This is a genomic window from Serratia sp. AXJ-M (assembly GCF_046531865.1).
GTDB classification, from domain to species: Bacteria; Pseudomonadota; Gammaproteobacteria; order Enterobacterales; family Enterobacteriaceae; genus Serratia; species Serratia liquefaciens.
This window is the reverse complement of record NZ_CP059395.1, coordinates 94,169-112,544: the sequence shown is the minus strand read 5'-3', so window position 1 is coordinate 112,544 and position 18,376 is coordinate 94,169. Positions and strand designations below refer to the sequence as shown.

18 protein-coding genes are annotated in these 18,376 nt (G+C 50.0%); 11 read left to right on the top strand and 7 right to left on the bottom strand.

The annotated features are described in order from the left end of the window. Positions 1-117 precede the first annotated feature (117 nt). The 8 genes from H0S68_RS25150 (at position 118) to H0S68_RS25115 (ending at position 7,019) form a co-directional block, all read left to right on the top strand. Entirely contained in the window at positions 118-1,137 is a 1,020-nt protein-coding gene (locus H0S68_RS25150; protein ID WP_410529627.1) for a LacI family DNA-binding transcriptional regulator, read from the top strand. Between the two features lie 138 nt (positions 1,138-1,275). Continuing rightward, the gene (gene nhaC, locus H0S68_RS25145) at positions 1,276-2,715 is read left to right on the top strand and encodes a Na+/H+ antiporter NhaC (RefSeq protein WP_410529626.1); all 1,440 of its coding nucleotides are present in this window, start codon (positions 1,276-1,278) and stop codon (positions 2,713-2,715) included. A 1-nt stretch (position 2,716) separates the two neighbouring features. Then, positions 2,717-3,892 (top strand): MalY/PatB family protein, encoded by a 1,176-nt coding sequence (locus H0S68_RS25140; RefSeq protein ID WP_410529625.1) that lies wholly within the window; start codon positions 2,717-2,719, stop codon positions 3,890-3,892. Between the two features lie 207 nt (positions 3,893-4,099). After that, on the top strand, positions 4,100-4,390 hold the full coding sequence (locus H0S68_RS25135; RefSeq protein WP_410529624.1) for a helix-turn-helix transcriptional regulator: 291 nt from the start codon (positions 4,100-4,102) through the stop codon (positions 4,388-4,390). A 184-nt stretch (positions 4,391-4,574) separates the two neighbouring features. Further along, entirely contained in the window at positions 4,575-5,426 is an 852-nt protein-coding gene (locus tag H0S68_RS25130; protein WP_410529623.1) for a ParA family protein, read from the top strand. Further along, positions 5,427-5,720 carry a hypothetical protein gene (locus H0S68_RS25125; RefSeq protein ID WP_241392018.1) on the top strand — a complete coding sequence of 98 codons (294 nt, stop codon included), beginning with the start codon at positions 5,427-5,429 and terminating at the stop codon, positions 5,718-5,720. Positions 5,721-5,774: 54 nt separating this feature from the next. Next, positions 5,775-5,966, top strand: a complete 192-nt coding sequence (locus H0S68_RS25120; protein WP_410529622.1) for a hypothetical protein — start codon at positions 5,775-5,777, stop codon at positions 5,964-5,966. Positions 5,967-6,137: 171 nt separating this feature from the next. Next, positions 6,138-7,019: a hypothetical protein gene (locus tag H0S68_RS25115; protein WP_410529621.1), complete on the top strand. Its 882-nt coding sequence runs from the start codon at positions 6,138-6,140 to the stop codon at positions 7,017-7,019. Positions 7,020-7,257: 238 nt separating this feature from the next. Here the strand turns inward: H0S68_RS25115 and H0S68_RS25110 are convergent, their stop codons facing one another. Continuing rightward, on the bottom strand, positions 7,258-9,087 hold the full coding sequence (locus H0S68_RS25110; protein WP_410529620.1) for a hypothetical protein: 1,830 nt from the start codon (positions 9,085-9,087) through the stop codon (positions 7,258-7,260). 723 nt (positions 9,088-9,810) lie between these two features. On the opposite strand from H0S68_RS25110, the gene H0S68_RS25105 reads away from it, so the two are divergent. Continuing rightward, a complete protein-coding gene (locus H0S68_RS25105) occupies positions 9,811-10,521 on the top strand; it encodes a tyrosine-type recombinase/integrase (RefSeq protein ID WP_410529619.1) in 711 nt (236 codons plus the stop codon). 196 nt (positions 10,522-10,717) lie between these two features. Next, a complete protein-coding gene (locus tag H0S68_RS25100; RefSeq protein WP_410529618.1) occupies positions 10,718-11,020 on the top strand; it encodes a heat-shock protein in 303 nt (100 codons plus the stop codon). A gap of 50 nt (positions 11,021-11,070) precedes the next feature. On the opposite strand, the gene tnpA is transcribed toward H0S68_RS25100, so the two are convergent. The 6 genes from tnpA to H0S68_RS25070 all read right to left on the bottom strand — a co-directional run bounded on the left by tnpA (position 11,071) and on the right by H0S68_RS25070 (position 15,156). After that, positions 11,071-11,499 carry an IS200/IS605 family transposase gene (tnpA, locus tag H0S68_RS25095; protein ID WP_410529557.1) on the bottom strand — a complete coding sequence of 143 codons (429 nt, stop codon included), beginning with the start codon at positions 11,497-11,499 and terminating at the stop codon, positions 11,071-11,073. A gap of 126 nt (positions 11,500-11,625) precedes the next feature. Continuing rightward, the gene (locus H0S68_RS25090; RefSeq protein ID WP_410529637.1) at positions 11,626-12,450 is read right to left on the bottom strand and encodes an aminoglycoside phosphotransferase family protein; all 825 of its coding nucleotides are present in this window, start codon (positions 12,448-12,450) and stop codon (positions 11,626-11,628) included. 76 nt (positions 12,451-12,526) lie between these two features. Next, positions 12,527-13,132 carry a GrpB family protein gene (locus tag H0S68_RS25085; RefSeq protein ID WP_254842505.1) on the bottom strand — a complete coding sequence of 202 codons (606 nt, stop codon included), beginning with the start codon at positions 13,130-13,132 and terminating at the stop codon, positions 12,527-12,529. Between the two features lie 149 nt (positions 13,133-13,281). Beyond that, on the bottom strand, positions 13,282-13,752 hold the full coding sequence (locus tag H0S68_RS25080) for a GNAT family N-acetyltransferase (protein ID WP_142975044.1): 471 nt from the start codon (positions 13,750-13,752) through the stop codon (positions 13,282-13,284). A 2-nt stretch (positions 13,753-13,754) separates the two neighbouring features. Further along, on the bottom strand, positions 13,755-14,318 hold the full coding sequence (locus tag H0S68_RS25075) for a GNAT family N-acetyltransferase (RefSeq protein ID WP_410529617.1): 564 nt from the start codon (positions 14,316-14,318) through the stop codon (positions 13,755-13,757). Between the two features lie 193 nt (positions 14,319-14,511). Continuing rightward, entirely contained in the window at positions 14,512-15,156 is a 645-nt protein-coding gene (locus H0S68_RS25070; protein ID WP_087846574.1) for a recombinase family protein, read from the bottom strand. 167 nt (positions 15,157-15,323) lie between these two features. Here H0S68_RS25070 and H0S68_RS25065 point away from each other — a divergent pair, with 167 nt between their 5' ends. Further along, positions 15,324-18,362 carry a Tn3 family transposase gene (locus H0S68_RS25065; RefSeq protein ID WP_410529616.1) on the top strand — a complete coding sequence of 1,013 codons (3,039 nt, stop codon included), beginning with the start codon at positions 15,324-15,326 and terminating at the stop codon, positions 18,360-18,362. Positions 18,363-18,376: the final 14 nt, after the last annotated feature.

Genomic DNA, 18,376 nt, shown 5'->3' with positions numbered 1-18,376 from the left:
GGCTGCAGGTGTGGTTCAACTGGCGGTGAGGAAAACGGAGCGCAGCGACATCCTTCTTAACTGCCTGGTCAGCTACACTTAACCGGAAGTTTGAATAGAGGAACAACAGGATATGACATGGCCACAATGAGAGAGGTTGCACACCGCGCAGGGGTATCCATGGCCACCGTTAGCAGGGTGATCAATAACACCACCTATGTTGAACCCGTGACCCGCGAACGCGTTGAGAAGGCTATGCGCGAGCTTAACTATCACCGGAACGCTGCCGCATTGGCCCTGGCAAAAAGAAGCGGGAATATACTGGGGTTGCTGACCGGCAATCTCGATGACCCGTTTTTCTCGCGCCTGGCGCGGGGCGTCGAAGATATCACGCGAAAAGAAGGCGTCAGGTTGATGGTCTGCAGTGGGGGCCATCAGGCCGAGCTGGAGAAAAGTGGCCTCGACTTCTTGATAAACCAGGGATGTGAAGCCATCGTTGCGCATGTAACCCGTATGAATGAGGAGGACATATTAAGGTACGCCGCCCACACGCCGGCCCTGGTTGTGGTCAATCGTTATTTACCCACTATCGCCAATCGCTGCATATGGCTGGACAATGTCAGCGCAGCGCAAGCTGCAACCACGGAGCTCATCAGGAACGGCCACCGAAAGATCGCCTGCATCACGACAGACCTGCCGATCGATGACCAAAAGCACCGGCTCGAGGGTTTCCGACGGGCTATGGCCAGTGCCGGCATCACCGTACCTGGCTCCTGGATAATCAGCGTCCCCTTCAACGAAGAAGGGGGCGAACTGGCGGCAGAAAAAGTATTGGCCAGTGAACACAGGTTTACGGCCGCGGTGACATTCAACGACGTGATGGCTGCCGGCATGATACGAATTCTTCACAAGAAGCGGGTAACTCTACCCGGAGACATCTCTATCGTTGGGTTTGATGACGTTGCCCTGGCAAAATATCTCCACCCTTCGTTGACCACCGTGCACTATCCCGTGGAAAAAATGGCGAACTGTGCAGCAAAATTGGCGCTTCAGCTCAATACTGGCGTTACCGCCGCCCCACAGAATAATCAATTTTCCGCTGAACTTATCCTCCGGGACTCAGTGGCCGCTATCGGAAAAAATGACCGAGGCCAATAAAAAGACGCTAAAAAGTGAGAGTTCAGTCACGTAAAACCACCTCATGAAACAAGTTACATGAACACCTCCCCTCGCTCACACCCCATTCGAAATTAATTAGTTACGCTTGATTAATTGCCCCCTTAACTGGAGTTGTACATGGATGACAAAAAATCGCTAAACCTTGGCTTAGCCATGCTGCCCATTGTAGCCATGCTGTTGCTGCTTATTATCGGCTATGGCCAGTTTGGCCTGCGTATCGAGCCATTGCTGCTGGTTTCTGCCGGTATCGCTGCCGCGTTAGCCTGGTGGCAAGGTTACCGTTGGGACGACATTATCGATGCCATCGTCTCCAAGCTGGCGAAAGCCATGCCGGTCATCATGATACTGATATGCGTAGGAGGCCTGATTGGTACCTGGATGTTCAGCGGCACCATTCCCTACATGGTGTATTGGGGGTTAAAGCTGATCAGTCCACAATACATCCTGATCGCCGCCTTCTTCATCACCAGCGTGATATCCGTGTGTACTGGTACCTCCTGGGGCGCTGCGGGCACGGTGGGCGTTGCCCTGATGGGCGTCGCTGCCGGCTTGGATGTACCTCTGGCCGCAGCCGCCGGTGCCGTAGTGTCAGGAGCCTACTTTGGTGACAAGATTTCCCCGCTGTCTGACTCAACGAATTTCGCGGCCATCGTCGCCGATACCGATCTCTACAGCCACATCCAACACCTGATGTACACGACATTACCGAGCTTCGTTCTGGCTGCGGTGGTGTACTTGATCGCCGGACATACCGGTGCCGTCGGCAGCGTCGCAACGCCCGAAAAAGTGACTGCGATAGTCAATGCGCTTGAGGGGCTGTATCACTTCAATCTGCTCCTGATCCTGCCCCCTGCCCTCGTTCTTTGGGGGGCGGTAACTAAACGCCCGGTGATCCCCATCATGCTGGCAGGATGTGCACTGGCCATTGTCATCGGTGTTGCCCTCCAGGGATTCAACCTGCAACAGGGCTTAAACGCATTGATGGACGGATTTAACCTGTCGATGTTTGCCGCCCAGGGGAACAACGTGGTCGGGATCGTCGATGATGTTCCACGATTACTTAATCGCGGTGGCATGTTCTCGATGATGAGCACCATCCTGCTGGTTTTCTGCGCATTTTCCTTTGCCGGCGCATTAACGCTAACCGGCGCACTGACCATCATCATCAATCGGCTGCTGAAAGTGGTCCATACGACCGGCCAGTTGATTGCAGCCACTGTCGCAACCACCATTCTCGTGACCGGTGCCACCAGTGACGGGAAGCTGGCCCTGCTCATTCCGGCTGAACTGTTCAAAGGGGCGTACCGACGCATGGGGCTGGACAATAAAAACCTGTCGCGGACCGTCGAAGATGCAGGCACCGTCATCGAGCCGCTGATCCCGTGGACGGCGGCCGGCATTTATATGGCGACTACCCTGGGGGTCAGCACGCTGGATTTATTGCCGTGGGCAGTCCAATGCTACGCCGCCGTGGTGTTTGCCCTGATTTATGGTTTTACCGGATTCGGTATTGCCAGGATTCAGCCCCAGAACGACCTGCAGCAGAAGGAAGCCTGACGTGAAGACCAATTTTAACCAGGTAGTTAACCGGCACAACACCGGCTCGGTGAAGTGGGACTTCATCGAGCACTATCTCCAGCTGGACGGCAGTGACCTGTTGCCGATGTGGGTCTCTGATTTTGACTTCAAGTGCCCTGAAGAAGTCCAACAGGCGCTGCATAGCCGTGTTGACCACGGCATATTTGGTTACAGCGAACGGGACGCTCACTATTACCAGGTAGTCATGGATTGGTTCTCAAACCGGCACAACCTGCAGCTGAAGCGTGAATGGTTTACATCAATAGAGGGTGTAGTTCCCGGTCTGGCCATACTTATCCAGTTGCTCAGCAACCCGGGCGATGCCGTTGTTGTACAGGGCCCCTACTACGGCTCATTTGCCAAGATCATCACCATGAATGGCCGGGAAGTCATCGAGAACCCGCTGGCAGAAAGCTCGCAGGGCTACCAATTTGACTTCGCTCAGTTGGAAGCCTGTTTCAAGCTGCGCAAGCCCCCGCTACTGCTGTTGTGCAATCCCCATAACCCGACCGGTCGCTGCTGGACACGTCGCGAACTGACGCAACTGATGGCGCTCTGCCGCACCTATGGGGTGACCGTGATATCCGACGAAATCTGGGCCGACCTGATCCTGCCCGGAGAAACGTTCACGTCGGTCCTTCACCTGGACGAAGACTGCCATGAACACGTGATTGCAGCCTCCTCTGCCAGTAAAACGTTCGGGTTGTCGTCGCTGCGTATCTCGAATTTCCTGATCCCCAATGCCCGTACCCGCAGTGCGTTCATCGACCGCCTTAACGCCCATGGACTGGATGTCTTCAATGCGCTGTCGATGACGGCGGCCACCGCTGCGTACCAGCACGGTGCCGCCTGGCTTGATGATTTACAGCGCTATCTGGCCGAGAACCGACGCTGGTTTGAACAGGCGTTAGCCTATGCCGCACCCTGGTGCAAAATGACCCGGGCGGAAGGTACCTACCTTGCCTGGCTGGATTGTCGCGCTTTGGGGTTGGATGACGGAGCCTTACAACAGGCATTGATCCATACATCGAAGATTGCGCCCTCAATGGGCAGCAGCTTTGGCCCACAGGGGAGAGGTTTCATACGCATCAACCTGGGCTGTCCTCGTCAATATCTTGAAGACGCAATAAGGGGGCTTGCCAAACTCAATTCTTAAACCATGGGCACCCGACGGCGTAGACCACATAAACCGGGGCCGAATAATGATGATAGTTAATGCCTACCTTTGCGTAGGCAAGCTCAACACCAGGGAAAGTCATTCAGTACCCGTATCAACCAACCATAGGTTCGAGCGGGTACTGACCATCAAGGAACTGTCAGACCACTGACAGACCGCTGACCACCATCCAGATGGAAGGCTAAAATGGCTGCTGTTGAGAGTGCACAATTTGCGCGTTACTTTGAGTTGTTTCCAGAATTAACGCCTACACAAGCAATGACCTGTATCCTGTTTTCTATGGGATTGGCTATCCCGACCATTGCCGATTTGCGTGACGTCTCTCATGAGACCGTACGTAAAGTGCTGCAGGATGCTCGCCAAAAACTCGATTTATCTAACCTGTGTGCAGTCAAGAGCGCCGTTCAGGTAAGGCTCACCATGGCTATGATGGGGCTGCATATCGATTTACGGGAGGAGCATCACAGAGTTGCATAACCCTATATACCGTAAAGTAATTTTTCAATCGAGGTAACAATTGGATCTTCACAAATGAATACACTAGTAATTCAATTAAAATACTTGTGTATTACATTTGTAATGCTATAGTAATCGTATGTGGTGATAGATCGCTATTGCCAAAACGTAATACAATAGTATTTCATTGAGAGAGGAGTTCCCGATGTCAGAAGTCCCTGTGCAATCCTTACTCACGCCCCTGGCCAATACGTTGGCCAGCATCATCGCCATCATGAACAACAAAGGCGGTGCAGGTAAAACCTCCACGATCACCAACCTCGCCATGACGCTCGCTCAGGCGGGCCGTCGCGTACTGCTTATCGACGGTGACCAGCAAGCCAACTCCACAGAAGTGATGGCCAACGGCAAAAAATACTACGCGCAATACGGTCACACCATTTGCGATTTGTATAATAACCCGCGCTTCAACATTCTTGATGCCATCATTCCAGCCGTCAGCGGTGAAGATGTTATCGACAACCTTTTCATCATCCCGTCTGATCCGTCGTTTGAGCGCGTGATGGAAAATTGCCTGACCCGTCATCACCGGGAAAAAATACTTTCCCGTCACCTGCAGCCAGTGATGGATAAATTCGACTATATCCTTATTGACTGCTCTCCGGGTCTGAACCTGTCTACCACAAACGCGGCCTTCATGGCTGACCATGTGATCATCCCCGTTGATGGCGGCAGCTTCGCCCTGACCGGTCTGGATGTGGTCCTAGACTACCTGGACGAGATCAGGGAGACCCGCTTTACCCAGTTCAGCGTATTCCGCAATGAGTACAATGGCGCCAAGAAGAAAATGAACACCTATCTTCACGATCAGCTGGCCAGTAATGAGCGAACCAAAGATAACTACCTGAAAACCCGTATCCGCGCCGATGAGAACATATCTCAGGCTCAGGTCGCCTGCGTTCCGCTCTATTTCTATAACAAAGGGTCCCTGGCCCTAAACGATTACCGCGCGCTGATGCGTGAACTTGAATCCGTCTTATCGAAAGAGGCTGCATAAATGGCTAAAGGCCCCCTCACCCGCCCCGCGATGGTCAAACCGGAACCCACCCAGGGAGAGACGAAAACCCGCCTTTCCAACGTGAAGGTCAACCGGAACAGAACTACCAGCGAGAACCCAAAAACCATTCGCATGACACCGGCGGAAAAAGTGATGTGTTCCGAGTTGGTCGATGAGATCCAGGATCTCACCACCAAGACCATTACCGACTCGACCGTGCTGCGTGCCGCGCTGTATCTGGCCAAAGAAATGGGCCCAGAGAAAATGTTGGAGATGATTAAGGAGAACTTGTAATACATAGGAATTACACAAGTAATCTTTTTGAATTACATAAAGGAGATAAAAACCATGACCGATACAGTTACCGTCACCACCGAGTTAAGCAACAGCCAGGCACTGGCATTGGCGCAATTCGTCAAACGCTTAACCTGGTCAGAGATGCGGGCGTGTGCCATCGATGAGGATGAGACCTACGAGATCAAGGATGCAGTTAACCTCCTGCAGAAGTCACTGGCCGATGCCGGATTCAGCCCTCGGTGAAGACATCCGTGCTTACTCCTTCATTATGTAGTCTTTGTGTATTACATAAAGATTACATAATTATTTTGCCGTAGTATAACGGTAGTGGCTAACGATACAGGCCACCGCATTAGACTTTTCGTAGAACATCCGCTCTGGTACCTTCAATACTCTAGCTAAATGGAGGAGCGCATGAATCTGTATCACTACACCGGGGTCACAATGCTGCACGGCATTCTTACGTCGGAAGGTATAAACAGGGGTTACCTTCAGCTTTCGGACGGAAAAATGCTTTACGGTCATAGCTGGTATACCACTTCGCCGTTACCTTACGGTCATGGCCTGAGCGACGGAACTGAAATGCTGAACCAAAACGACAAAGATTTCGCAAGAAAAGCAGCGGGGGGATTGGCATCAGATACCGTACATTCATTACACAACAAACGACTCATCCGCCTAAGCGTGGATACCACATGGCTTAAACAACAGGAAGGGTTCTACTCATTCAGACAGATCCTGCGTCATTACGGGCAATCAGCCCTTTATGGAAAGGCGCTTGCCGTGAGCGGGTGGGTAGATCAGCGTACGCTTTCGGATACGGAGTTACTGCGTTGGATGAAAAGTCCCAAGTTGAAGCATGACACCTGGTATGTACACACAGGAACACTGCCACCTGACCGCATACTTTCCGTTGAGTATATGGAGAAACCGGATATTTACGTCCCCTACGATTTCGAACTACACGGTCGGCGCCAACTAGAGAAAAGCGGATTTTTCTGCATCACGGCATCAGAAAATAACGAACTGAATACCGCGGCCTCTAATACCCATTATTTACCGGGTTCTATTTTTGTTATTTGTCCTCACCCTGACGCCCCGCCCGCGATCACATTCAGGAAGTCAGGAGGCATTCTTGTTTTATCCATTAATAACGGAAAAAAATTACAGGAGGAAGGAGTTGCTTTTTCCGAGGAAGCTGTTAATAAACTTTCAACCTGGGCAATGAATAAAACAGACAGCCTGATGGGCCTGTGGGAAAAGAGTAAAGAGAACTGGCATCGTTTTAATAACTGACTGCCGACGATGTGATGGATGTAATACACAAGTATTTCATTCATCACCACGGACCGTACCTTATGTCTGCTAACCCCCGCCATATTCAATGGTCTTTCCAGACAGTCAGTTTTTTTTATTTATCTACATTTTTCTGCCGGTAAGCGAAGCGTAATAGCAGTCGACATATCCGTACCGACTCACTTTCATACCGCTCAGTAACAAACAAGAAATGTAATACACATAAAATACAAAAGAACTACTTATGTAGTTTTAACCATGTTTTAAGCATTAGATCTGAGGGCGTTATCTTATTCTGATCGATCAAGGACTCTACGCTGCGGTGTTCCCCTGGAGGGGTGCAGAATGTAGGTTCGAGTTCTTTGACCAACATTTCATACATGTGGAGATAGCGCTGAAAAGCTTCTTCCGGTGAACGCACAACAGGAAACATTGATGCGGTATAGAACATGGCATTGATGGTACCACGCAGATAATGCTCGAGGTTCACCGCCAAAAACTGAATGTAGGGACTCGATCCTGCGTTATGAACAATCGCATTTCGCAAAATATAGAGCCGGTAAATGTGCAGCTCCACTTTTTCAGCATGCCGAATAATCTTCTTCCCCAGTTCACGCGGTTGGACACAGAGCCCCGTAAACTTCCTCAGCATATACGACGCATAGGGGTAGTCAGTGAGCGCATCCCCAAACTGCTCCGTGAAATCACTGTCCTTCAGGTAAGTGTAAATATCCTCCAGATCGACACCTCCTGGTAAGACTATACGCCCGTCTTGAAGACGCAACACCAAATTCAGCTGCTTAGCAATCCCTCTTAACGAGATCAACTGTTTGACGACATAGTCCAATCCCATGCAGGGGGGAGTCGTAAACACAACATGTTCGTCATGATCCAGCTGGCGAGAAGAAACGTCCAGCGTCAGCGCCTCGAGTGCTGACCAGAAAGACGTAAACTGGTTTTCCTGCGTGGTCTTGTTGCTCAACCCATTGCGTAAGAAATGGAAAGCAGAGCTGACTTTTCTCGCTGATTCAGGGGAGGCTTTGGTGAACAGATCTGTTATTGCCTGCATAAAATGGCCAAATTCACTCAAGGTCAGCCGGTCGCTGTTGGTCAGGATCTCATTGCTGAATCCCTGAATTTCAGTCTCTTTCCATTCTTCATCTATGACCCTAAAAGCAGTTCGTGTGGTGATTTGGCCTCGTCCAAGCATATAAGCCACCACATCGAGGGAGTCCTTGAGAACAAAATCAGCCTGAGTTCTGGCCGCGAGAACGGAAACCGCCTCCACCTCTATCTCAGCCCTTGCTGAACGTATCCCCTTATCACTGATAAAGGGGACATACCGGCAGCTATTGAACACCGTGTATTCTCCAGCCTGCAGCAACATGTCGTAGAGTTTGTCGTTTTCCATGATAAGGTTGACGGTATATCGCTGTGATCTGACATTGACCTTTTCTGCCCAGGAAGCAAACCTGTTGTCAAAATTCCTCTTATCATTCATCAAAATGCGACTGTACAACAGTGAGCATTCTGCCAAGGGCATCCCCAACGTCAGTAAAAAACTCATGATATTGTTACAAAGAGATACGATACAGGCATAATCTTGGTCGGAAGGGGCACCTTCTTTGTCCAGTTCAGCACGCAGCCGCTGCAGGCTGGCCGATAGGTAATGTTCTTCCAACGTCAGTTTTAATTGGGTGAATAAACTTTCCATCAACCCCTGATATTTTTCTACCGGGCTGCGTTCTTTATCTGACCAGGCGTTTTTAGCATCCAGCATACTTCTTAGCTGTGCCGGGATATTTTCAAAGCGCGCATCTGCCAAAACGACATCGTCTTTAAGCAGCTCGAGTAATTCTTGCGCAGCACGCCGGCGTTTATCCTGGCCTTTAAATTTATTTCCCTGCGGAAAAAGTGAAAGGAGTTCATTAATCGCATTGAGGATATTGTTAAAGCTGACCCGGTCTGTATCGGTACTTTCCTTATGTGCCAGACTTCCCCAACATTCGATGAAAAAAATCTGACGTAGATTCAAACCAGTACGCTTCAGACGGATATCGATCCTCATGACAGTTGCGTCCTTTCTTTGGAGTGTTATAATTACTGCATATTAACCCATTTGCATCCGTTGCTGTACTCGCAGCGAATGATCCCGAAAAAAACGGCTCTTCCCTGCTCGACTGTGGTCTCGTCCCGGACTGGTTAGGGCCATCCCTTCGAAAAACCGCCTCAACAGGCGGTTTTTTTTCGTCTAAACGCTTTCACTCAAACTTATGTAACCGAACAGGCAGAGTGTTTCACTGCCAGGTCACCCACGGCCGATCGCCGCCACCCCCGATCCTGCCTGACGTGCCGATCAATCAGGGGACTTTTTGCGTCCCGCACGGCCCACCTTGCCTAAAATAGCGTGGTAACAACTTTCGCTCATTTCGAATTTTGTTACCTCAGCATCGGTGCATCGGCGATTTATTCCCGTGGCGTCCGGTCTCCGGGGCTGTCAAAATAGACGACATCGGCAAGATTGCGCTACGCGAAAAATATTCAGCGGGCAGGGGGATTACCCTGCAGATTTTTCACAGCGCATCGATGTAATACATCTGTATTTCAATTAATACCGCCGCCAGATGAATGCGATCATCGGCAATCGGCCAGACACAGACCCAATGCCGGCGCCCAACACACCGATGGCCGTCGCCCAGTCCGCCGGTGTTGACCTGCGGACAATGTAATTCAACAGAATTACACATGTAATATAAAAGGCATACAAAAACCATTTTCGTGAGGGGGAACCATGTTGATGACCAGCAGCGAACGGCCGGTTACCGTGACGCAGTATGAGACCGCCCTCGCGCTGCGGCGCATGGCGCTGCTGCAGCCTTACCTCCCCAAATACCTGCTGGCACCCGAGGTGGCGGTGCTGCTGCATTATCTGCCGGACGAGCGGCAGCGTATGTTGTATGCCACGTTGTGGAACACCGGCGCCCGCATAACCGAAGCCCTGACGTTGACGCCGGAAGATCTGCAGCTCGAGGGGCCGCGTCCCTGTGTTCGCCTGCGCACACTGAAACAGCGCCGGCGGGGCAGGGGCCGGCCATCGGCGGATGAAAAAATAGCCCGGATAGTGCCGCTGCTCGATACCGGCTACGTCGATCAGCTGCGCCGGTTCCTGGCCACATTCAGGCCCGGCCGCCGGCGCCCCTTGTTTGACGTCAGCAGGAAAACCGCCTGGCTGTGGCTGCAGCAGGCGGTCGACCGGGCCAGGGAGGAGGGGATTGAATTTGCGCTGCCGGCCATCAATCCCAAGACGCTCCGGCACAGCTTTGCGATGCACCTGTTCTTCAACCATGTACCGCCGAAAGTGGTGCAGACCTACATGGGACACGAGCGTTATGAAAGCACGGAGGTGTATCTGAAGGTGTTTGCGCTGGACGTGGCGCCGCAACTGGGGGTGACGTTCTCGCTGGATCACCGCGAGTACACGCACCTGCTGATGCAAAAATAGAATACCAATGTATTACATATGTAATTCATGATGACTTACGTTTGTATTACTCTCGTCATGCAATCGCGCTGATGAGGCGTGGGACAATGTTGCCCGGGCAGGAACGTCTGCACCGCCTGTGTTAGCATGACGGCCATTCGCTACAGCTCGTGGCATCGGGAATATCAAGGAGAGTCATGTTGGGGGAGATCCAAACGTGAAAATTGATGAGGTGGAAAAATGGCGTCCTTTCACCGATGCGGAGGGGATCACCTGGGACCTTTCCTTTCTTGACGCCCACGAGGTGATCTACACGCACCGCTGCGAGGGTAAGGCAGACAAAGTCTATAAATTCATCGTCTCCTACTCGTTTCACTGCTTTTGCAAAGATTACCCGGAACAGAGCGAAGAGGAGAAGCAGGCGCTGATGTACCACTCGCCTAAAGAGTCACGTCCGTTCTGCAAGGGGTCAGTTTGGATATCGAAAGTAAGTATCCTCCGGCAGAGCCGGAGGCTTTAGGGTGAGCGCCTCAAAGGCGCCGACAAACCATGAGCCGCCCAAGGCGGCTGCTATACGTTCAGTTTCATCTGATCGTATCGTTCGTCTTCTCGTTCCTGGTTGCGTATGTAAGCCCTGACCGTGGCCTCATCCAAACCTACTGTTGAAACAAAATAGCCTCGCGCCCAGAAAACTTCGCCCGTGAAGTTTTTACCTCGGCCAAAGTGTCGGGCTATCGCTATCGCGCTTTTCCCCTTTAGATAGCCGACGATTGTCGATACCGAGTACTTTGGCGGTATGCTGATGCACATATGTACATGGTCGCGCATCAGATGCCCCTCCAGTATCTGACAGCCCTTCTGGTTCGCAAGCTCATGCAATATCTTGCCCAGCTCATGCCGCAACGCACCATATAACCGATGCTTCCGGCGCTTGGGTATATAAACTACGTGATATTTACAGTCCCATTTCGTATGGCTTAAGCTCTGATAGTCTCTCATCACGAATCCTCATCTCTTGGCGGAGATTTCAGATTCGCGCGACTGACTTAAAGGTCAAACCTTTCGGAGTCCCCCGGCAAAGCCGGGGGTTTACCGGATTTAATTATTGTACGTTACGGCTGATTTTTAATCGCAAAAGTTAACCTTAACTTCCAGTTCAGATAGTGCCAGCTCTGCTATTTTCGTTGTAACAGTGACCGGGTCGTTACTTTCCAAAGACCAAGCCGCGGATAATCCACACCATGCGCAGATCCACATCAGCAGCCTCTCTCTGTCCAGACCGGCAGTTTCGGTCACGATATTAAGTCGTTGTTTAAATATTTCCGGGACAACGGCTATTCCAGAAGCTGGATTACCAAGGTCCGGATTTGTGAAAATATTGGCATAGTCGAACCCTCGCTCACCTTTTAAGCCTTTCGGGTCAATTGCCAGCCAACCAGATGACCCTAAATCAAGGACGTTAGCGTGATGCAAATCGCCATGTAGCGTGGTCACATCATGCGGCGAAGATAGCAGATCTTCAGATATTTCTGCGCACTGTTTCAGAATCCCCCCATATATCCGGGCGACTGGTTTAAGGGCGTGGAACCAGTCATGAAGAGAAGTAAGTTGTGGTATTGGCTGTTTCTGACCTATGTGCAACTGGTTTGCTGTAAGGCACAGAATACGGCAAGCCTCTGTGTCCTGACCTTCTCTGGACATCGTGGACAGAGATGCGGGCCCCGTGGCACGCTCCAGAAGAATTGCCTCATTTTCATGGGAAATTACTGGGGCAGCTCCACGTCCTCCCCACCATGCCATAAGTGCATTACCTCTTTGTTCTTCCAGGTCATCGGTAATTTTTAGCATCGCTTTTATGCCATCGGTTGATGTTTTAACCGGGAGGAGTTGTGATGTATGGGTTACATATCGTGGAGAACTCGCAGTGCAGCCTGGATCATAAGACACCAGGCAGTGCTAAATCGGATAATCATGGCGGGCTGATCGTCCAGATATGAAATATACGGCTGGATTATCTATGGATACGCTATGCGTCTTCGCTATCTAAATAACCAAGAGATTGGAAAATTTTTCTATAAATATCATGAACTACTCTCTTTTTATTTTCATGATATTTTGCGATATCTACGCTACAACCTTGCACTGCCTCAAGCTTTGCATTCGCGTACCGCAGACAGTCATCTTCTGACTGCCTAAGCCAATCTCGGAAAAGCAAATGCCGAGCTGTTTCAGGGGTGTCCTGAGTAAAAATATGTAGATTAACTCTAGGATTTTCATAATGAAAAAGACGATGACCATGGAAGCGGGGTTCACGAACAATTAGTCTAAACCCAAGGTTTTCAAGCGCTAATAAATATATTTCTTCATCTGCAGCATCGGCAACCGTCACGTCAATATCAATAACGGGTTTAGCGGTCAGACCAGGTACTGCCGTTGAACCCACATGATCAATTTTTAGTAGATTCGAACCTAATTTATTCTTAATTTTAGATTCCAATGCTTCATATATTTCCGGCCACGACGGATCATAAGCAACGACCGCAACATTCTCAATCGGCGGTACACCATTAACAAAGTAGCTATCCTGAGGATCGATGACATAATGCTCCATCATCTCTTTTGTGCTAACCATGAACTGATACCCATAGATCATTCAAATTATGAACGATAGTATATGGCTCCTTTTATTTTAGGAAACGGAAAATATTGTATTTTAAGTTTTTTTTGTACTAACTGACATCAACTGGTCGTAAAGGACGATTCTTCCTTTCAATTAGCTTTTTATGGCTTCAAGAGTTTTTTTCGCATCAATGCATTTTGCAATACTACGCCACGGCGAACAGGAAAACCTCGCTCCACTACGTGAAAACCGTGTCGTAGAAAGAATGCTTCTGCTGCCTTACTTACATTTGACGTAAGTTCACAAACGCCCAGTTGTCTGGCTTTTTCATGAATGGTATTCATCAATAGTGTCCCTACTCCCTGTCTGGGATAGGTTCCCGATACAAAGAAGTGATCGATGTATCCATTCAGCTGGACGTCTGCGTATCCCGCTATTTCGCCATCCACCTCAACGATAAATGGCCGCAATTCCCTCATGTAGTTGCCCCATTGTTCCGGGTCCATATCTGGAGAAGCCCAAGCCTCTATTTGCTCATGTGTATAGTAGTGCGACGCGATGTGACGTACAGAGGATAAAAATACATTGAGCAAAGCAATTTCGTCACCATCTACGAATCTTCGTAGTTCCATAATTACCTCATACACGACAATGTTCTGTTGCCTTTAGCATTGAGCCTTATACTCAGAACAATCATTTTCGATAAATCTGCTTTGACTTGACGAGGAAAATCTTTACTCCCTATATCTGAAAAACCCCATTTATAATACGCATTCCTTGCTGCTGTTGCTGACTCCATTACATCAAGCCACATATGCGTAAGCTCAAGTTCACTCGCATGTTCTTGTGCTGCATTCAGCAGTTGCATGCCAATCCCCATCTTTTGGCTACCTGGAAGTAGGTAAATCCTCGAAATTTCTGCACCGCTAATATCATGTGTAACTGGATTTTCCGAATTTATTAACATTGTTAGAAAACCAACAATTTTACCCGATATTTCGGCAACCCATACCCTTGAGTTATCTCGTTGTAACAGTACCAAAAATGCTGATTTACTAAAAGTATCGAGTTGATGAGTTAGAGCAACGCAGTCACTCCACAGGTAATGGTATGCCGCAGCATAAGCGGCAGGACCAACCACACCCAATGTCTCAGCATCATGTGCAGATGCTCTCCTAATTGTTACTAATCTGTTCAATCTATCCCTCCCCATCTGGGGGAATTTGTATGCAGTGGTCAACAAAAATTGGCCACGGTTTTAGAGTTTTCCAGAATAATCGTTCTGATTCATTCGGCATTGGATAGCCTGTTACCATGATGTAAATCTACAAATGGAGCGCCATCTGGAATGAGTTCCCAGTGACTCAGCCAGGGTTTGAATTTGTATTTATTCATAATCCTTTATCTTCCTGTCGGTAAAGGGACTGTATACGGCAGACTTGTGAACGACTATAGCCCGTAGCTTCAGCTGTTTCCTGAATGCTCAGCTTCTTAGTCTGCCGATAGTAGAGGACTTTCTGGTGACGCTCCAGATCGGCCTGCTTACCCCGGTATTTACCCTGCGTATGGGCCCGTTCAATTCCCTGTTTTTGGCGCTGGCGACGGCTCAGCCAGTCCTTATGAGACATCGCGGCCATCAGGTCGATAAGCATGTTATTGATGGCGGTTATCACTGCGCGGGTGATTGGATCAGCCTGCGAAGGATCTTTATCTGACAGCGCCTGCCATGATGTGGGGACATCCAGGCTGACAATCCGCAGCTCGTGTTGTTCTATCTGTTTTTTCAGCGTCATCCAGTCGCTGTTACTCAGACGGGTCAGTCGGTCTATCTGCTCGACCAGTAAAATATCATTGTGGTGACTGTCCATCAGTAAGCGTCCCAGCTCCGGACGGTCAAGTTTTGTACCGCTGATATTCTCCCGGTAGTAACTGGCTATTTTATGTCCCCGCTCCTGAACGAACTGCTCCAACATCTCTTTTGCCCGATCGGCGAACTGATCTTCCGTCGATGCCCTTAAATAAGCTCTGATGAACATTTTTTCACCGCGTTATCGCTTTTAGGTTGTTGCATTTACTCTATCGCATATAGGTTATGTCATTCATCGTGTTCAGTCACGTTTTAGTTATGGCACCAGGGTGTACCCTTATGCGATAACCATTTTTGTTAAAAATACCGCATCGGATAATTTATGAGGGAAACTATATGGCAAGGAGGCAGATTCTTTCTCTGTCGGAAAGAGAATCATTACTGGCATTACCGGACGATGAGTTAACGCTGACACGAATGGCGTATTTTAGTGAGCATGATCTGGCGCTTATTAGTGCCCACCGTAAACCTGCCAGCCGTTTTGGTTTTGCCGTCCTACTTTGCTATCTGAAAAATGTCGGCTTTGCACCGGATAAAAAAATCCCACCCTCTGATGCGCTGCTGAAGCATATCGCCAGCAGACTAAAACTTACCGGGGATCTCTGGCCTGCTTACCTTTCCGGCAGGGATACCACCCGGCGCGAGCATTTAACCGAACTGTACCGCTACCTTGGTGTAAAGGCGTTCACCGGCAAAATACAGCAGAACTGTATTACACACCTGCTACCGATGGCGACACGCACCGATAAAGGTATTCTCCTGGCTGAAGAGTTACTGGTCTGGCTCCGGCAGAACAACGTGATAATCCCCGCGATTGATGTCGTGGAGCGTACCTGTGCTGAGGCCATGGCAGGCGGCGATAAAATCGTGTTTCAGACCCTGAATGCCCCGTTAACTCAGGCTCACAGGGATGCTCTGGATCGTTTACTTGAGTCATCGGATAATAAGTCTTCCAGGTTGACTTGGCTTCTGCAACCTCCGGGTAAAATCAATGGTAAGAACGTGCTGCAACATCTTGATCGGCTCAGTAGCATTGAATCGCTGGCATTACCGGAAGGTATAGATCGTACCATTCACCAGAACCGGTTGCTGAAACTGGCGCGGGAAGGCCGAAAGATGAGCAGCCGGGATTTGACCCGATTTTCAGCAGCCCGGCGTCATGCGATCCTGGTGTGCGTGCTGGAAGAAGCCAGAGCCACACTGACAGACGAAGTGATTGAGTTGCATGAGCGAATGCTGAACAGCCTTTTCAGCAAAGCCAAAAGAACACAGGCTGAGCGCCTTCAGCAGACCGGAAAGCTGATCCAGTCAAAACTGAGGCAGTACATCGATGTCGGTCAGGCGCTGTCTGATGCCCGCGATTCCGGTGGCGATCCATGGCTCGCAATAGAAAACATACTCCCATGGCCTGAATTTGTCGCCAGTCTGGAGGAAACACGTCATCTCGCCAGAAAAAATAATTTTGACCCGCTGCATATTATTACTGAGAAATACAGCACATTACGGAAATATGCCCCGCGCATGTTGTCCGCTTTACAGTTAGTCGCAACCCCGGCAGCGCAACCTCTGGCTGAGGCGCTGGTTGTGATTAAGGATATGTACCGGAAACAGTCACGTAAAGTTCCGGCGACAGCGCCGCTGGAGTTTGTCCCCGAAAGCTGGCGCAAGGTGGTAATTACACATGCAGGTATTGACCGGCAGTACTATGAATTTTGTGCGCTCAGCGAGCTTAAGGGGGCGTTGCGCTCCGGGGATATCTGGGTTAAAGGTTCACGCCGCTACAAAAATTTTGATGATTACCTCATTCCCGAAAAGGACTTTGACAAACTCACATCGGCGCTGCCATTGCCCGTATCTGCTGATTTTCATGAGTACATTACCAGCCGCATGACCCTGCTTCAGTCCAGACTTGAAGAGGTCAATGCCATGGCTGCCATTGGTGAACTGCCCGATGTGGAGATTTCCGACAGGGGCGTAAAAGTCTCTCCGCTGGACAACAGCGTTCCGGCGCAGGTTTCACCGCTGGCAGAGCTGGTTTACAGCATGCTACCGCGCCCTAAAATCACGGAAATTCTCGATGAGGTAAACAGCTGGACGACGTTTACCCGACATTTTTCGCATATAAAAAATGACATTACCCGTCCCGATACCCGCCTGCTCCTCACCACCATCCTTGCGGATGGCATCAATCTTGGCCTGACCAAAATGGCAGAAGCCTGCCCCGGTAGCACCAAATCATCACTCGAAGATATTCAGGCATGGTACATCCGCGATGAAACCTATTCAGCTGCTCTTGCAGAGGTGGTAAATGCGCAGGGAAAAAGACCACTGGCGGCATTCTGGGGCGACGGGACAACGTCATCATCAGATGGACAGAATTTCAGAACAGGCAGCTCAGGCCGCTACGCAGGGCAGGTTAACCCGAAATATGGGCAGGAGCCCGGACGTCAGTTTTATACCCATATTTCGGATCAATACAGCCCGTTTTACACCTGCATAATCAGTCGGGTCAGGGATTCAACCCATGTTCTCGATGGCTTGCTGTACCACGAAAGCGACCTGGAAATCAGGGAGCATTACACCGATACAGCTGGTTTCACCGATCATGTCTTTGCCCTGATGCATCTGCTGGGATTTGCGTTCTGTCCGCGAATCAGGGATCTCCACGACAAGAAGCTGTTTATCAAAGGGAAAGCTTACCAATACCCGGCGCTTCAGTCACTGATATCAACGACCAGCCTGAATCTGAAAGAGATCGAAATTCACTGGCGTGAAGTGCTGCGTCTGGCGACCTCGATAAAGCAGGGTACCGTGACAGCATCTCTGATGCTGAAAAAACTAGCCAGCTACCCCAAGCAAAACGGACTTGCCAAAGCACTAAGAGAAATTGGCCGCATTGAGCGAACGCTGTTTATGCTCGACTGGTTCCGCGATCCTGCACTGCGTCGGCGAGTACAGGCGGGGCTGAATAAAGGTGAGGCACGTAACGCACTGGCGCGGGCGGTATTTATGCACCGGCTGGGAGAAATCAGGGACAGAAAGCCGGAAAATCAGAGCTATCGCGCCAGTGGTCTGACGCTTCTGACGGCTGCGATCTCGCTGTGGAATACTGTGTATATGGAAAGGGCGATCGATGCCCTGAAGCGTAAGGGACTAAAGATCAACGAACAACTGCTGTCGCATTTGTCGCCGTTAGGCTGGGAGCACATCAATCTGACAGGCGATTATATCTGGAAAAGCAACCGGATACCGGCTTCCGGTAAGTTTCGTCGGTTGAGACCCGCTAAAGTCGAAAGGTCAAAAAATAGCCTTAACGAATGGAAGGGACTTCCCCTGGATATGCACCTGGTTAAATACTGTGCAATCATGGGGTAAACATAGCCCAGAGG

Excerpts from the sequence above, each read along its gene's own strand:
- H0S68_RS25150 (WP_410529627.1), top strand. The coding sequence starts at position 118 with ATGGCCACAATGAGAGAGGTTGCACACCGCGCAGGGGTATCCATGGCC.
- nhaC (WP_410529626.1), top strand. The coding sequence starts at position 1,276 with ATGGATGACAAAAAATCGCTAAACCTTGGCTTAGCCATGCTGCCCATT.
- H0S68_RS25135 (WP_410529624.1), top strand. The coding sequence starts at position 4,100 with ATGGCTGCTGTTGAGAGTGCACAATTTGCGCGTTACTTTGAGTTGTTT.
- H0S68_RS25130 (WP_410529623.1), top strand. The coding sequence starts at position 4,575 with ATGTCAGAAGTCCCTGTGCAATCCTTACTCACGCCCCTGGCCAATACG.
- H0S68_RS25125 (WP_241392018.1), top strand. The coding sequence starts at position 5,427 with ATGGCTAAAGGCCCCCTCACCCGCCCCGCGATGGTCAAACCGGAACCC.
- H0S68_RS25120 (WP_410529622.1), top strand. The coding sequence starts at position 5,775 with ATGACCGATACAGTTACCGTCACCACCGAGTTAAGCAACAGCCAGGCA.
- H0S68_RS25115 (WP_410529621.1), top strand. The coding sequence starts at position 6,138 with ATGAATCTGTATCACTACACCGGGGTCACAATGCTGCACGGCATTCTT.
- H0S68_RS25110 (WP_410529620.1), bottom strand. The coding sequence starts at position 9,087 with ATGAGGATCGATATCCGTCTGAAGCGTACTGGTTTGAATCTACGTCAG.
- H0S68_RS25105 (WP_410529619.1), top strand. The coding sequence starts at position 9,811 with ATGTTGATGACCAGCAGCGAACGGCCGGTTACCGTGACGCAGTATGAG.
- tnpA (WP_410529557.1), bottom strand. The coding sequence starts at position 11,499 with ATGAGAGACTATCAGAGCTTAAGCCATACGAAATGGGACTGTAAATAT.
- H0S68_RS25085 (WP_254842505.1), bottom strand. The coding sequence starts at position 13,132 with ATGGTTAGCACAAAAGAGATGATGGAGCATTATGTCATCGATCCTCAG.
- H0S68_RS25080 (WP_142975044.1), bottom strand. The coding sequence starts at position 13,752 with ATGGAACTACGAAGATTCGTAGATGGTGACGAAATTGCTTTGCTCAAT.
- H0S68_RS25070 (WP_087846574.1), bottom strand. The coding sequence starts at position 15,156 with ATGTTCATCAGAGCTTATTTAAGGGCATCGACGGAAGATCAGTTCGCC.
- H0S68_RS25065 (WP_410529616.1), top strand. The coding sequence starts at position 15,324 with ATGGCAAGGAGGCAGATTCTTTCTCTGTCGGAAAGAGAATCATTACTG.